This window comes from Methylobacterium sp. Leaf123, assembly GCF_001423405.1.
Taxonomy (GTDB): domain Bacteria; phylum Pseudomonadota; class Alphaproteobacteria; order Rhizobiales; family Beijerinckiaceae; genus Methylobacterium.
Window position 1 is genome coordinate 22,182 of sequence record NZ_LMNS01000005.1, and the last position, 14,499, is coordinate 36,680.

At 67.6% G+C, this 14,499-nt stretch carries 16 protein-coding genes; 9 read left to right on the forward strand and 7 right to left on the reverse strand.

Translation table 11 applies throughout. The annotated features are described in order from the left end of the window. Positions 1–64 precede the first annotated feature (64 nt). The 3 genes from ASF53_RS06355 to ASF53_RS06370 form a co-directional block, all read right to left on the reverse strand. A protein-coding gene (locus ASF53_RS06355; protein WP_156635407.1) for an IS3 family transposase occupies positions 65–1,212 on the reverse strand; the annotation gives its coding sequence in 2 pieces (ribosomal slippage) (positions 65–963 and positions 963–1,212; 1,149 coding nt in all). Between the two features lie 165 nt (positions 1,213–1,377). Beyond that, positions 1,378–2,529, reverse strand: coding sequence for an iron-containing alcohol dehydrogenase (locus tag ASF53_RS06365; protein ID WP_056195626.1), 1,152 nt, complete (start codon positions 2,527–2,529; stop codon positions 1,378–1,380). A 40-nt stretch (positions 2,530–2,569) separates the two neighbouring features. Beyond that, positions 2,570–4,021 carry an NAD-dependent succinate-semialdehyde dehydrogenase gene (locus tag ASF53_RS06370; RefSeq protein WP_056195630.1) on the reverse strand — a complete coding sequence of 484 codons (1,452 nt, stop codon included), beginning with the start codon at positions 4,019–4,021 and terminating at the stop codon, positions 2,570–2,572. A gap of 96 nt (positions 4,022–4,117) precedes the next feature. Between ASF53_RS06370 and ASF53_RS06375 the strand changes: the two genes are divergently transcribed. From ASF53_RS06375 to ASF53_RS06400, 7 genes are all read left to right on the forward strand, one after another. Continuing rightward, positions 4,118–4,894, forward strand: coding sequence for an IclR family transcriptional regulator (locus ASF53_RS06375; protein ID WP_056195635.1), 777 nt, complete (start codon positions 4,118–4,120; stop codon positions 4,892–4,894). A gap of 335 nt (positions 4,895–5,229) precedes the next feature. Beyond that, positions 5,230–6,690, forward strand: coding sequence for a helix-turn-helix transcriptional regulator (locus tag ASF53_RS06380; protein WP_056195638.1), 1,461 nt, complete (start codon positions 5,230–5,232; stop codon positions 6,688–6,690). Between the two features lie 95 nt (positions 6,691–6,785). Continuing rightward, on the forward strand, positions 6,786–6,941 hold the full coding sequence (locus ASF53_RS24755; RefSeq protein ID WP_082482510.1) for a CsbD family protein: 156 nt from the start codon (positions 6,786–6,788) through the stop codon (positions 6,939–6,941). 58 nt (positions 6,942–6,999) lie between these two features. After that, complete coding sequence (locus ASF53_RS06385; protein ID WP_056195642.1) at positions 7,000–7,341, forward strand: CsbD family protein; 342 nt, start codon at positions 7,000–7,002, stop codon at positions 7,339–7,341. Positions 7,342–7,384: 43 nt separating this feature from the next. Beyond that, positions 7,385–8,296: a hypothetical protein gene (locus ASF53_RS06390; protein WP_056195645.1), complete on the forward strand. Its 912-nt coding sequence runs from the start codon at positions 7,385–7,387 to the stop codon at positions 8,294–8,296. Positions 8,297–8,379: 83 nt separating this feature from the next. Next, positions 8,380–8,583 (forward strand): CsbD family protein, encoded by a 204-nt coding sequence (locus ASF53_RS06395; protein WP_056195648.1) that lies wholly within the window; start codon positions 8,380–8,382, stop codon positions 8,581–8,583. 73 nt (positions 8,584–8,656) lie between these two features. Beyond that, positions 8,657–9,040: a CsbD family protein gene (locus tag ASF53_RS06400; protein WP_056195651.1), complete on the forward strand. Its 384-nt coding sequence runs from the start codon at positions 8,657–8,659 to the stop codon at positions 9,038–9,040. A gap of 296 nt (positions 9,041–9,336) precedes the next feature. Here ASF53_RS06400 and ASF53_RS06405 read toward each other — a convergent pair whose 3' ends face one another. From ASF53_RS06405 to apaG, 3 genes are read right to left on the reverse strand one after another with little or no spacing between them, the layout of a single operon-like run. Further along, positions 9,337–10,257, reverse strand: coding sequence for a bestrophin family protein (locus ASF53_RS06405; RefSeq protein ID WP_056195654.1), 921 nt, complete (start codon positions 10,255–10,257; stop codon positions 9,337–9,339). 10 nt (positions 10,258–10,267) lie between these two features. Then, a complete protein-coding gene (gene argE, locus ASF53_RS06410; RefSeq protein ID WP_056195657.1) occupies positions 10,268–11,443 on the reverse strand; it encodes an acetylornithine deacetylase in 1,176 nt (391 codons plus the stop codon). Next, a complete protein-coding gene (gene apaG / locus ASF53_RS06415; RefSeq protein ID WP_056195660.1) occupies positions 11,440–11,832 on the reverse strand; it encodes a Co2+/Mg2+ efflux facilitator ApaG/CorD in 393 nt (130 codons plus the stop codon). Before apaG ends, argE begins: the two co-directional genes overlap by 4 nt. Positions 11,833–11,968: 136 nt before the next feature. On the opposite strand from apaG, the gene ASF53_RS06420 reads away from it, so the two are divergent. After that, positions 11,969–12,448: a hypothetical protein gene (locus tag ASF53_RS06420; RefSeq protein WP_200943170.1), complete on the forward strand. Its 480-nt coding sequence runs from the start codon at positions 11,969–11,971 to the stop codon at positions 12,446–12,448. Further along, entirely contained in the window at positions 12,445–13,566 is a 1,122-nt protein-coding gene (locus ASF53_RS06425) for a 2'-deoxycytidine 5'-triphosphate deaminase (RefSeq protein ID WP_056195663.1), read from the forward strand. The genes ASF53_RS06420 and ASF53_RS06425 overlap by 4 nt, the downstream gene beginning before the upstream one ends. 37 nt (positions 13,567–13,603) lie before the next feature. Here the strand turns inward: ASF53_RS06425 and ASF53_RS06430 are convergent, their stop codons facing one another. After that, positions 13,604–14,491, reverse strand: a complete 888-nt coding sequence (locus ASF53_RS06430) for a formate/nitrite transporter family protein (RefSeq protein ID WP_056196007.1) — start codon at positions 14,489–14,491, stop codon at positions 13,604–13,606. Positions 14,492–14,499 lie beyond the last annotated feature (8 nt).

The window sequence follows — 14,499 nt, forward strand, 5'->3', positions numbered from 1 at the left end:
GGGCTGAGGTAGCCCAGGGTCGAGTGCCGCCGCNTGGCCTGCTGCCGGTTTGGTGGACACGGTCCTAAGCTAATTGAGCACGGTTTTCGAACTCGACAGGGCTGAGGTAGCCCAGGGTCGAGTGCCGCCGCGCCGGGTTGTAGAAGCGCTCGATGTAATCGAACACGTCGGCACGGGCTTCATCCCGCGTCCGGTWGGTCCGTCGAGCCGTGCGCTCGGTCTTCAGCGAGGAGAAGAAGCTCTCCATCGCCGCGTTGTCCCAGACGTTGCCSGACCGACTCATCGAGCAGGTCACGCCGTGCTCGGCCATCTGACGCTGGAAGGCTTCACTCGTGTATTGCGAGCCCTGGTCCGAGTGATGCAGCAAGGCATCCGGCTTGCCCCTGCGCCAGATCGCCATGACGAGCGCATCCGTGACGAGTTGAGCCGTCATGCTGGCCTGCATCGACCAGCCCACGACACGGCGCGAGAACAGATCGATGACGGCGGCGACGTAGAGCCAGCCCTCGGCGGTCCAGAGATACGTGAAGTCGGCGATCCACTTCCGGTTTGGGGCGTCGGCCGCGAACCGCCGATCCAGAAGATTGGGCGAAGTGGCAGCCCGCTCWCCYTCGTCCTTCGGCATCCCCCGTCGGCGCGGCCGTGCCCGCARGGCRTTCTCGCGCATGATCCGCTCGATGCGGTGCAGCCCGCACGCGACGCCCTCGGCGAGCACGTCGCGCCAGACGCGCCTTGCGCCGTAGGTGCGGTCGCTGGCYACGAAGCTCGCGTGGGCCTTGCCCAGGATAGCTTCGTCGTCACGTGTGYGTTGGCTGGGCTGCCGAGTGAGCCACGCGTGGAAGCCGGAGCGCGAGACACCCAGCGCCGTGCACATCCAGGCAACTGGCCAGACGGGACGATGCTTTGCGATGAASGCGAACTTCATATCGCGTCCCTCGCAAAGTATGCGGCGGCCTTTTTTAGGATATCACGCTCCGCCTTCAGACGAGCGACCTCCCTGCGCAGCCGGTCGATCTCGATCTGCTCGAGCTTCATCTGCCCCTGACCGGGAAAAGCGTGTCGGGGATCGGCCGCCGCCTGCTTCACCCACCGGTGCAGCATCGTCTCGTGAACGTCGAGGTCGCGCGCCGCCTGCGCAATACTGACACCACGTTCCCGAACCAGTCGAACCSCCTCGATCTTGAACTCACGTCCGAACTTGCGACGCTGCATGGAGCACCTCCGGCTTCATCATCACACCTAAACTGGGTGTCCGTGAAACCGGCAGCAGGCCAACTCGATCTTGAACTCACGTCCGAACTTGCGACGCTGCATGGAGCACCTCCGGCTTCATCATCACACCTAAACTGGGTGTCCGTGAAACCGGCAGCAGGCCACTCAGAAAGCCTCCCTGTACAGGCGAAGGGCGTCCGCTTCCGTGATAGCGACCGGGTTGTTCATCAGGAGGCGCGTCTGCTTCATGGCGTCGGAGGCCAGGAGCGGGAGCCTCTCCTCTTCGACCCCGGCGTCACGCAGGCGGCGCGGGGCACCGCTTTCGTCCATCAGAGCCTGCATGGCATCGACGAAGTCCTGCGCGCGGTTGGGCGCTTGCGCAGGCGCCCCGATCACATCGGCCAGCTCGGCATAGAGGGGTGCGGCGGCCTTCGCGTTGAACCGCAGCACCGGCCCGAGCATCAGCGCGTTCGAAAGGCCGTGGGGGATGTGGTAGTGACCGCCCAAAGGGTAGGCCAGGGCATGCACCGCCGCCACAGGCGCGTTCGAGAAGGCCTGTCCCGCCAGCGTCGCCCCAAGCAGCATACCCTCGCGCGCTGCGCGGTCACTGCCGTCACGGCAGGCCTGCACGAGATTGGCGGCCAGGAGACGGAGCGCTTCGCGAGCCAGCGCGTCCGACAGCGGATTTTTCCGGAGCCGGCCGGTATAGGCCTCGACCGCGTGCACCATCGCATCGATGCCGGTTGCCGCCGTATGGATTGGCGGCAGACCTACGGTCAGCTCGGCATCGAGCAGCACGTAATCCGCGTAGAGTTGGGGGGAGACCACACCCATCTTCGTGGCCTCACCGGTCGTGATGATGGCGATGTTCGTAACTTCCGAACCGGTTCCCGCGGTTGTCGGCACCAGGGCAAGGGGTAGCCGAGCGCCCTCGACCTTACCGATCCCGTACATGTCGGACAGCGATTGCCCCGCACTGTCCAGCAATACGGCGGCCAGCTTGGCGACATCCAAGGATGAGCCGCCGCCCAAGCCGAGAACGATATCGGCGCTCTTCTGCCGTGCGCTGTCAACGCAGGCCTGCAACACGCCCTCGGGCGGATCGGCAACGACCGCGTCGAAGATCGTGACGCTGAAGCCGTTGTCCTGCAGGTTGCCGAGAACGGGTTCGATCAAGCCCGCTTTGACCAGGCCGGCATCCGTGACCAGGAGCAGCTTGCGCTGCGGGAAGCGCGAAGCCAGACGTTCGCCGATCCGTCCGGCGCCGGACCATTCGAGCTGGATTGCGGGAACGGTCTGGAAATCAAAGGCCTGCATGACCGGACTTTCCCGCAAGGAAGCGATTGGTGACGGTCGTTCAAGCGATCGATGAGCACACGTACTTCGTCTCGATATATTCTTCGATTCCGTACTTCGATCCCTCTCGCCCGAGACCCGACTGCTTCATTCCGCCGAACGGCGCGACTTCGTTCGAGATCAGCCCGGAATTGTGCCCCACGATGCCGTATTCCAGCGCTTCGGCCACCCGCCAAGCGCGACGATGGCTCTCGGTGTAGAAGTAGGCCGCCAGGCCGAACTCCGTATCGTTGGCCATCTGCACGACCTCTTCCTCGGTTTCGAACCGGAACAGGGGTGCAACCGGCCCGAAGGTCTCTTCACGGGCAATCCGCATGGCCTGCTTGACATCGGCGAGGACGGTCGGCGCATAGAACGACGCGCCGCTGGCATGACGCTGCCCGCCGACAAGGCAGCGCGCGCCGCTGCCCAGCGCATCGGCAACGTGGCTCTCGACCTTGCGAATTGCGGCCTCGTCGATCAACGGCCCGATCTGGACATCCTCTTCCGTACCGGCACCGACCTTGAGGCCGGCGACGCGGTCGGCAAGGCGCCGCGCAAAGGTTTCGTAGATGCCGGATTGCACATAGATCCGGTTCGCACACACACAGGTTTGCCCCGCATTGCGGAACTTGGCGGCCATGGCACCGTCGACGGCGGCATCAAGGTCGGCATCGTCGAACACGATGAATGGGGCGTTGCCGCCGAGTTCGAGAGACAGCCGTTTAATGGTCGGCGCGCACTGTGCCATGAGCAGACGGCCCACGCCGGTCGAGCCCGTGAAGGAGAGCTTGCGCACCCGCTCGCTCTTCGTCAGCACCTCGCCGACGGTCTTTGCCGGGCCGGTGACGATTTGCAGGACGCCCGCCGGAACACCCGCCTGGACGGCGAGGTCGGCCAGGGCGAGAGCGGTCAGAGGGGTCTGATCCGCCGGCTTCACGATGATGGTGCAGCCAGCCGCGAGCGCGGGGGCCGCCTTGCGGGTGATCATCGCGGCCGGGAAGTTCCAGGGCGTGATCGCAGCACAGACACCGACCGGTTGCTTCAGAACGAGAATGCGCTTGTCGGCCTGCGGGGCGGGGATGACATCGCCGTAGACGCGCTTGGCTTCCTCGGCGAACCACTCGATGAAGGAGGCGGCATAGACGACCTCGCCGCGGGCTTCGGCCAGCGGCTTGCCCTGTTCGGCCGTCATGATCGCCGCGAGATCGTCGGCGTTCTCCAAGATCAAGGTGAACCACGTGCGCAGGATCGCGGAGCGATCGCGAGCGGCCGTCTTCGACCAAGTCCGGAAGGCACGGTCTGCGGCGTCGATCGCCTGCTCGATGACGTTCGCGTCCAGCGATGGCACATCGGCGATGTGGGATTGATCGGCGGGGTTATGAACCGGAATGACCGAACGGTCGGCAGCAGCCAGCCAAGCGCCATCGACGAGGCATGCCTGCCGCAGGAGATCAGGGGCATTCAGGCGCATGAAAAGCCTCCTAGCGGCTTGCGGTTCAGCTAATTGAACTGTATTCTCTTAATTGAACTTAGTCCCACGGCGTTTGGCACGTCAAGGCAGTCACGCATGAACGGCATCATGGGAGAGAGCGGCGCGGAGACTGTTCCCGCTCTGCGACGGGCGGTCCGGATCTTGGATTTCGTGAGTTCAGCCGAGAGCGCACCGAACGCGGCCGATCTCGCTCGCCTGATGGCGATCCCGAAAAGTACGGCGCATGGTCTTTTATCGGCCATGGTCGAACTGGGGCTTCTCGCCCGATCACAGGAGGGCGCTTACCGGCCGGGATCGCATATCATGCAATGGGCGAGCGGGTTCCTGGCTCAGCAGAATATCGTTCGGGAATTCCAGAATCACTTCGCGGAAAACTCAGCTCTCTCTGAGCATACGGTGACTCTTACGGTCCTCGATGGAACGGATGTGACTTATCTCGGCTGTCAAAACAGCACGAAGCCGCTTGGCTTCACCTTCCGCATCGGCATGCGCCTGCCGGCCGTCTTTACCGCGACGGGAAAGGCTCAACTCGAAACGGTTCCGCCTCACAGGCTTGAGGACATGTTCGGAGATGACTGGCCCGAACCGATGACGCGCTCCAGCGTCAAGAACCTTGCGGCGCTGAAGGAAGAATTGAAGGAGATCAGGAAGCGGGGGTATTCCATCGACGATGGGCAGATCCGCGAAGGGATGATCTGTTTGGGCGCGGCGATCAGAGAATTCTCAGGTCGCTCCATCGGCGGCATCGCGATCAGCTTGATCGAGAGTGAAGCCTTGCCGGATGTCTTGGACCGGTTGGGCCAGGAGCTGCGGCGTACCGCCGACGCGTTGTCGAAGCGACTTGGCGCTTGAACGCTCCCACGAGAGACATGACGGCATGTCTGATGGACGAATGTTTTTCTGACCTTCGATGCGATCGCCTTTGACCGAGGCCTTGTGAGAATACAGGTCTTTCGGAATTGGGATCTGAGCGCGGAATAGCGTCGCAGATCGGCCTCGCGGGGCTCAAGCTCGGCAGAAGCGAGCGACGCCGCTTTCGCCTGACGTCCGCGAACGAACGGTCCGGTCCACACGGATCAGCCCCATGATCCCGAATTACCAAATACGCACCGGAACTCCTTTGCGCGCAATCCGTTTGAGCACGGCTGCCGATCTGGCAGCGTGGCACGAGAGGGAGCGACGCGGGCGTGACGGCGGATGTCGACAGGCATGAGCTTCGGCAGATCATCGCCGGCCTGAGCGAGGGCGTGATCCTGGTCGAGCCCGACCAGAGCATCGCCTACGCCAACGAGGCCGCGCTCGCCATGCACGGCGTCGAGACCCTCGACGCGCTGGGCGCCACCGTCGATGCCTACCGCGAGCGTTTTGCCCTGCGCTACCGCAACAACCGGGCGCCCGAGCAATATCCGATCGAGCGGGTGGTCGCCGGCGAGCGTTTCCACGACGTCGTCGTCGAGGTCCGGCGGCCCGACCGCCCGGACGTCTACTTCGTCCACTCGCTCCGCAGCCTCGTCGCCACCGACCGCGACGGCGAGCCGAGCTGCCTCGCCCTCATCCTCAAGGACGTGTCGGACCAGTTTGAGGCCGAGGAGCGCTTCGAGAAGACCTTCAACGCAAACCCGGCGCCCGCGATCATCACCCGGCTGTCCGACCTGCGCCACGTCAAGGTGAACGCGGGCTTCCTGGAGATGACCGGCTATGTCCGCGATGCCGTCATCGGGCGCAGCGTCTACGAGGTCGATGTTCTGGCCGGGGCCCGCAACCGCGACCTCGCCGTGTCGCGTCTGAACGAGGGCGGCACTGTCCCGCAGATGGAAGCCTGCCTCGACCTGCCGGATGGCGGGTCGCGCTTCGTCATCGTCGCCGGCCAGCCCATCGAGATGGGCGAAGAGCCCTGCATGCTGTTCACCTTCGCCGACCTCGAACTGCGCCGGAAGGCCGAGACCGCGCTCCGGCAAAGCGAGGAGCGCTTCGCCACGGCGTTCCGGCTGACCCCGGTGCCAACGCTGCTGGCGCGGCTGGACGGCTTCACGGTGACGGGCGTCAACGACGCGTTCACCCGCGTCTTCGGCTACGGCGAGGACAGCGTGGTCGGGCGCTCACCCTCCGAGACCGGGCTGTGGGTTGCGGAAGGAGCCCGCGAGCGGTTCGAGGAGGCGGTCGGCCGCACCGGTTTCGTCCCCGGCCAGGAGGTCTGCCTGCGCCACCAAGATGGGTCGGAACTCGACTGCCTCATCTCCGCCGAGCGCGTCGAGATCGGCGAGGAGACCTTCGCCCTGCTCGTCCTGCAGGACATCACCGAGCGCAAGCGCGGCGAGCGCGAACTGTTCGAGGCCATCGAGGCGGTGATGGCCGACACCTCATGGTTCAGCCGCGGGCTCATCGAGAAGCTCGCCAACCTGCGCCAGCCCAGCAGCCACGACGGCGACGGCGCCAGCCCGATCCTCACCGTGCGCGAGCGCCAGATCCTGAACCTGATCTGCACCGGGCTCGATGACGAAGCCATCGCCAAGCGGCTCAACCTCTCCCGCAACACCGTGCGGAACCACGGCGCCGCGCTCTACCGCAAGCTCGGCGTCCACAAACGGGCCGAGGCCGTGATCTGGGGACGCGAGAACGGCTTCCCGCTCCACGCCTCCGGTACATAAAAACCGCTCTACTGGTATTTTGATACTATTGATTGGCGAGCGCGAGCGGACATCTCAAGCCGACCGGGATTTTCCCAGTCACTCGCGAGGTGCCCATGACCGACCGCGTGAAATCGACTTCCACCACCGAGACCAAGGGTTCGGTGAAGGAGGCCATCGGCAAGCTGACAGGGGATGCCCGCGTCGAAGCCGAGGGCAAGGCTCAGAAACGCCAAGTGCCACCCTCCAAGGCGGCACCGCGCGACGACTGACCCGAACAACATCCGGCGCCTCACCGTGCCGGCCCATCAAGAACAGGAGGAGCATCACATGGTCGATACGGACAGGATGACGGGTGCCGCCAAAGAGATCGGCGGCAAGGTTCAGGGCGCGGTCGGCGACCTGACCGGCTCGAAGAATGAGTCCGTCGAGGGTCGCTTCCGCGAAGCGCAAGGCACCGCCGAGAACCTCTACGGCCAGGCCAAGGACGCGGTCCGGCACGCCGCCGACGAGGTCTCCGAATACGCCGAGGACGCCTACGGCCAGGGCCGCCGATACATCCGCGAGGGGTCCCGCGATGTCGGCGGATACGTCTCCGAGGCTCCGGGTACCTCGCTTCTCGTTGCCGCCGCCATCGGCTTCGGCCTGGGCCTCCTCGTCAGCCGCCTCTGACCTCTCCCTTTGTTTCGACCTCTCAGACCACCGGAGTAACTGCGTGACCACGACGACAAGCCTATCCCCCGTTGCCGCTAGCGATACACGGGCCGTGCTGCTCAACGAGGTGTCCTGGGGCGCCATCTTCGCCGGCGCCGTGACCGCCCTCGTGACCCAGGTTGTCCTGAACCTCGTCGGGGTGGGCGTCGGCTTGGCCTCCGTCGGCACCAACGCCGCCGACAATCCGGACGCCTCGACCTTCTCGCTCGGTGCGGGGCTGTGGTTCGTGGTCTCCGGCATCGTCGCCTCGCTGGCCGGCGGCCTCATCGCCGGGCGCCTCTCCGGCAAGTCGCTGCCGGGTGTGGCCGCCTTGCACGGCCTCGTCGCCTGGGCGGTGACCACGCTGGTGGTGCTGTACCTCATCACCTCCGCGGCGAGCGGCCTCGTTGGCGGCACGCTCGGCACGGTTTCGGGCGCGCTCGGCGGCGCCGGCAACCTCGTCGGCGGCACGGTGCAGACGGCGGCCCAGGCTGCGGCCCCGTCGCTGTCGAAGATCGCCAACCCGCTCGACGGCATCGAGCAGAAGGTTCGCGAGCAGTCCGCCGGTCAGGATCCGCAGGCCGCCCGTGACGCCGCCGTCGCGGCCGTCCGTGCCGTCCTGTCGGGCGACCCGGCCCAGAAGGAGCAGGCCAAGACCCGCGCCGCCGACGCCCTCGCCAAGGCGCAGGGCATCGCGCCCGACCAGGCCAAGGCGCAGATCGACGGCTACGAGAAGCAGTACGAGCAGGCCGTCGCCACGGCCAAGCAGAAGGCCGAGGCCGCGGCCGTCGCCGCCAAGTCCGCCGCCACCCAGGGTGCCTTCTACGCCGCCCTGGCGCTGATCCTCGGTGCCCTCGCCGCTTTCTTCGGCGGACGCCTCGGCGCTCCGAAGCCCGCGACGCTGGTCGGCACCTACGACGCCCGCCGCGCCTGATCCCCTCCCCCGGCTCCCGCCGTTGGCGGGAGCCTCCAGGACCGGCGCTGCCGGTGAATCCAATCCCAAAAGGAGAGCATCCGATGAGCAGCACGACCGACAAGATCAAGGGCCTCGTCAACGAAGCCGCCGGCAACGTCAAGCAGGGCATCGGCAACGTCACGGGCAACGACAAGCTCGTGGCCGAGGGCAAGGCCCAGGAGCTGAAGGGCGAAGCCCAGAAGACGGTCGGCGACGTCAAGGACGGTGCCAAGACCCTCGCCGACAAGGTCACCGGCAAACACTGATCACTGCCCGGATCCTCACGCGGGGCCGGCCGGGCCGGCCCCGCCCCTTTCCACTCGTTTTTCGGAGAGAGCCATGAACCGCGACCAGTTCCGCGGCGCGTCCCGTCACATCAAGGGCCGCGCCCAGACCGCCCTCGGCGGCGTCACGGGTGACCCGGTCCGCCAAGTGCGCGGCGCTGCGAACCAAGTGGCCGGCGGGGCGCAGTACGCCTACGGTAGCGCCCGCGACCGGATCGAAGACCTCGCCCGCGAGGGCGAACACCTCGCCGATTCCGCACGCGAACGGGCCGACGACCTGATCCAGGATGGACGCCGTTACGCCGGCGAGGCCCGCCGCCGCGGCCGGGATTACAGCCGTCGCGCCGTCCGCTACGCCGATGCCGACCGCACCTCGACCCTGCTCGGTATCGCCGCAGCCGCCTTCACGCTGGGCTGGCTCGCGCGTCCGTCGCGCTGAACGCCGCAACTCGGGAGACAACCATGATCCGCAAGTTTCTCACCGCCCTCGTGCTGCCGAGGGTCATCGCCTTCATCAGCCGCCGACTCTCCGGCAAGGCCACGACCCCGACACGGCATCGGCGCTAAGCCTCCGGAACGGGCGCCGGCTCGGGGCGAGTAACACTCGCAGGGTCAAGCACACCCTGCCTGCGATATTCGCCGCCCTACCAGCCCGGCCAGTTCCCATGAGCCGGCCGCCAACGGGCTCTTGATCGCAGCGTTCGCCCCACGACGACGCGCAGCAGGGACGCGTGCCTATCGCAGCATGAACCGGTCGGCCTTCGGTGCCTCGCGGCCGGTCTCGCCGAGGGCATCGAGGATCGCCGCGTCGGCCGTGTGCAGCAGGGTGTCGAGGGGAAGGTCGTTGGCGTCAGTGCCGAACGGCTCTTCCAACTCGTCGCCGAGCGCATCGAGGCCGAAGAACGCGTAAGCCACCAGCGCCGCGATGATCGGGGTGGACCAGCCGAGCGAGCCGGCGAGCCCGAACGGCAGCAGCAGGCAATAGAGCCAGGCGGTTCGGTAGAGCAGCAGCGTGTAGGCGAAGGGCAGCGGCGTGCCGTGAATGCGCTCGCAGGTCGCCTGGATCGCCGAGAGGCTGGCGACCTTGTGCTCCAGGCTCACGAACAGCACGTCGCTTAGCGCACCGGCCTTCGTCGCCGCGGCGAGATCCCGCGTCAGCCCCGTCAGCGCGGCGTCGGCCCCGCTCGGCCGTTGCCCGAGGGTCGCGAGTTCCTCGGAGGGCAGCCAGGACGCGAGCGCCTCGGTCTCGTTCAGCCCGCGCAAACGGGCGTGCAGGGCATGGGCGAAGCCGGCACCGCGGCGCAGGCAACGGCGGCGCAGGGCCTCGTGCTCGGGCTCCGGCAGCAGCGCCGGCAGCAGCCGGGCAAGCCCGCGCAACTCGACGATGAGGCTGCCCCAGGCCCGCCGCGCCTCCCACCAGCGATCGTAGCAGGCGCCGTTACGGAAGCTCAGGAAGATCGAGAGCGCGAGCCCGACCAGGGTGAAGGGGCCGATCCCGGCCGTGACCGGGAACCACGCCGCATGCCGCTGCTCGATCGCCACCACGAGGAAGGAGAGCGCGGCGATGACGATGACCTGCGGCGCGACCTTGGGCAGGATCGAGCCGCGCATGGCGAACAGGATCGTCAGCAGGCCGGGGCGGGGGCGGACGATCATGGCAAGGGTCTCAGCCGGCGCAGGCCGCAACCAGCCGGCGCATGAAGGCCTCGCCGCGGGCGAGTTCGTCGAGAGTGATGAATTCGTCGGGCTGATGCGCCTGATCGATCGAGCCCGGTCCGCACACCACGGTCGGGATGCCGGCCCGCTGGAAGCGTCCGGCTTCGGTGGCGTAGGGCACGGTGATCGTCGCGTTGCGCCCGGCGAGCCGAAGGGCCAGCCTCTCGGCCTCCGAGCCCGGATCGGGCGCGAGCCCCGGCACGGACACTTCCTCGACCGTCGCGATATGCCCGAATTCGCCGTAGCGGTTGAGGCGTTCGCGGGTCACCCGCTCGCAGGAAGCAGCGAAGAGAGCGGGGATCTCGGCCATGTCGAGATCGGGCAGGCCGCGGAATTCCCACAGGAAGGTGCAGAGCTTCGGCAGGATGTTGCGGGCGGTACCGCCCTCGATCACGCCGACATGGACGGTGGTGTTGGGCGGGTCGAACCGGCCGGAGGCGTCGCCGCGGGCGACCATGGCGTCGGCGATGCGGTTCAGTTCGGCGATGAGGTCGGCCGCCGCCATCACCGCGTTGGCGCCAAGGCCCGGCTTGGCCGAATGCGCCGCGTGGCCATGCACGGTGGTGTTGTAGGTCACGACGCTCTTGTGCGCGTCCGCCACCTGCATCTCCGTCGGCTCGCCGACGATCACGGCACCCGGCCGCGGCAGGTCGGCGCCGAAGCGGGCGATGGTGTCGGCGACGCCGAGACAGGTGGTCTCCTCGTCGTAGGAGAGCAGAATGTGGATCGGCCGTGTCAGCCCGGCCTCCAGCGCCGCCGGCACCAGGGCGAGCGCCAGGGCGTCGAACCCCTTCATATCGACGGCGCCGCGGCCATAGGCGCGGCCGTCGGCCACGCGCAGGCGAAACGGATCGGAGCTCCAGGCCTGCCCCGTCACCGGCACCACGTCGGTATGGCCGGAAAGCACGACGCCGCCATCGGTCATCGGCCCGATGGTGGCGAACAGGGCGGCCTTGTCACCCTCCGCGTTCGGCACCCGGATATGGGGCACGCCCCAGCCGTCGAGATAGCCGGCCACGAAGTCGATCAGGGCGAGGTTCGACTTCGAACTCTCGGTATCGAACGCGACGAGCCGCTCCAGAAGCTCCAGCGGCGTGAGGCGGGTGCCGCCGGCCGGCGCCGTCAATGGACGACGCGGCGCAGATGCGGCGAATCCAGCGAGAAGGCCGGGATCTCCGCCTCGAAGCTCTCGCCGCCGATCGTGGACATCGTGTAGCTGCCGGCCATCAGGCCGTCCGGCGTGGTGAGGGGGCAGCCGCTGGTGTAGCTGAACGATTCGCCCGGCTCGAGAACCGGCTGCTTGCCAACGACGCCCGCGCCGCGCACCTCCTGGCAGGCGCCGCGTCCGTCGATGATCCGCCAGTGGCGCGAGCGGAGCTGCACCTGTTCATTGCCATTGTTCACGATCTCGACCGTGTAGGCAAAGAAGTAGCGGCTCTCGCCCGGCGAGGACTCCTCCTCGACGAATCGGGGCTCCACCGTCACCATGATGCCGCGCGTCTCGGCCTTGTACATCGCGGGAAAGCATCTCCGTGGACGGCGCACAGGCCGCATCGCGACATCTGCGACGCGCCGTGGTACGTGGCGCCAGAAATCTCGTCAATCGCGGTCGCCTACGTGGGCGGACGGTGGGGCGGAGGGCGGAGACCACGTGCCGAACGCTTCGCACCGGAGCGCCCTGGAGACCGGGCGGCCCGACCGTCTGCCGCTCGCGGCCGGCACGGCTCTGGGCGCCCTCCTGACGCTCGGCCTCGCCGTCGGCTTCGCGTGGTGGAACCCGGCGCAGAACCGGTGGCCGGCCCTGGCTTTGGTGCTGGCGCTCTGTCTCGACGCCGCGGCGCGGATCGTGGCGCGAGCCGTGCGGCAGCGGACGGGCGTGGAAACGGAGTTCCGCGGCCTTCCCTCGCCGATGCTCGCGCTCGGGAATGCGGCGTGGATCGCTGCGGTCGTGGTGGCCATCGCCGCCGGCCTGCGGCCCACGCTGTTTCCGCTGCTGGCGAGCGCGCTCGCGGGTCTGATCGCGATGGGGGCCTGCGCTCGGCTCGCGCTGGCGCGGATGGTGGTGGTGATCGAGGCGGCGGAACGCGCGGCGGCCGAGGCCAAGGGCAAAGGCGAGGGAACGGGACGATGAGCGGAGACGTGCCGGCCGCATCCGGTATCCTGCCGGCGCAGGCCATCACGGCGCTGACGCAAGCCGGGGCGATCCGCCCCGCAAGCCGCTACGCCGCCGACCAGATCCAGCCCGCGAGCCTCGACCTGCGGCTCGGCAGCCGTGCCTACCGGGTGCGCACGAGCTTCCTGCCCGGCAGCGGGCGCTCGGTCGCGACCTGCGTCGCGGCCTTCGCGCTGCACGAGATCGACCTGACGCAGGGCGCCGTCTTGGAGACGGGCTGCGTCTACATCGCCGAATTGCAGGAAACCCTGGCGCTCCCCCCCGATCTCAGCGCCAGCGCCAACCCGAAAAGCTCGACCGGGCGCATCGACGTGTTCACCCGCGTGATCACCGACCGCGCCAGCGCCTTCGATCAGATCGAAGCGGGTTATGCCGGCCAGCTCTACGCCGAGATCTCGCCGCGCACCTTCCCGGTGCGGGTGCGGACCGGCTCGCGCCTGTCGCAGATCCGTTTCCGCCAGGGCGACCCGCGGCTGCGGGAATCGGAACTCGCCGCGCTCCATGCCAGCGACCCGCTGATCGATATCGCGTCACCCTCGCTTCAGGGCGGCGTGCCGGTCTCGGTCGATCTCGCGGGCTTCGACGGGCTGATCGGCTACCGGGCCAAGCGCCATACCGGCCTGATCGACGTCGACCGGCCGCGCGGCCACCGCACGCGCGACTTCTGGGAGCCGCTGCCGGCCGATGGCAGCCGCACGCTGATCCTCGATCCCGGCCAGTTCTACATCCTGGCCTCGAAAGAGGCGGTGCGGGTGCCGGCCGACCACGCGGCCGAGATGGTGCCGTTCGATCCCCTAGTCGGCGAGTTCCGCGTCCACTATGCCGGCTTCTTCGATCCGGGCTTCGGCCTCAGCGAAGCGGGCGGAGCCGGTGCCCGCGCGGTGCTCGAAGTGCGCTCGCGCGACGTGCCGTTCCTTCTGGAAGACGGCCAGATCGTCGGCCGCCTCGTCTACGAGCGCATGCTGGAACGGCCCGCGACCCTCTACGGCGCCGCGGGCGCCGGCTCGAATTATCAGGCCCAGGGGCTGAAGCTCTCGAAGCATTTCGCCACCGAGCCCGAGCCACCCGCGGCCTGATCGCTCCGCCGCGGCCACCGGCGTCGCCCCTGCACGGTTAGGCGCCGACGCGGTCTTGATCCTCGATCTCGGGCGCCACCTGTCCGAAATTGAGCACCGAGACCAGCGTCACGCCGCCGACGATGTTGCCGAGCAGCGTCGGAACGAAGAAGCCGGTGAGATATTTCGGAAAATCGATCTCGCCGGTGGCGACGAGGTAATAGGCATCGACCGAGCCGGCGACGATGTGGGCGAGCCCGCACATCGAGACCAGCGACGTCATCAGGATGATTATGAAGGGCGCCGCCGAGCCCGAGGCCGGCAGGATCCACACCATCAGGGCGATCAGCCATCCGGCGAACACCGCCTTGATCACCGTGGTCCAGAATGGGTCCTCGATGGTGTGACGGCTGATCTCGGCAAAAGCCTCCCGCACCTCCGGCTTGAACGCGTCGGTATGGGCCAGGACCGAGGCGATGGCGATCGTCGCCACGATGTTGGCGACGAGCACGATGCCCCAGAGCCGCAGAACCCGCGTCAACGCGCCGAACGTCCGCTCGGTGAGGAGCGGCAGAATCGGCGTCACCGTGTTCTCGGTAAAGAGCTGCTGGCGCCCGAGCACGACGATGAGGAAGCCGATCGAATAGCCCGCGCTGGTGATGAGTTCGGTCCAGGGCGCGTGCGGCAGATGCCCTTTGAGCACGCCCGGGACGATCAGCGAGAAACCCATGGTGAGCCCGGCGGCGAACCCCGAGAGCGAGAGGGCCAGCCATGTGCGGCGCATCTCCTCCTCGCCTTCCCGCCGGATGATCTCGTGCAGGATCAACGCATCCGGGCGGTGGGCCTTCTCGACCTGGGCGTCGTCCTTCTCGCGGGTGTGGGCGCCGTGGGTCTTCGGTTCACCCCGGTTTTCCGGCTCTCCGTGCGTACGGGAATCCTGGGACATGCGGCCCT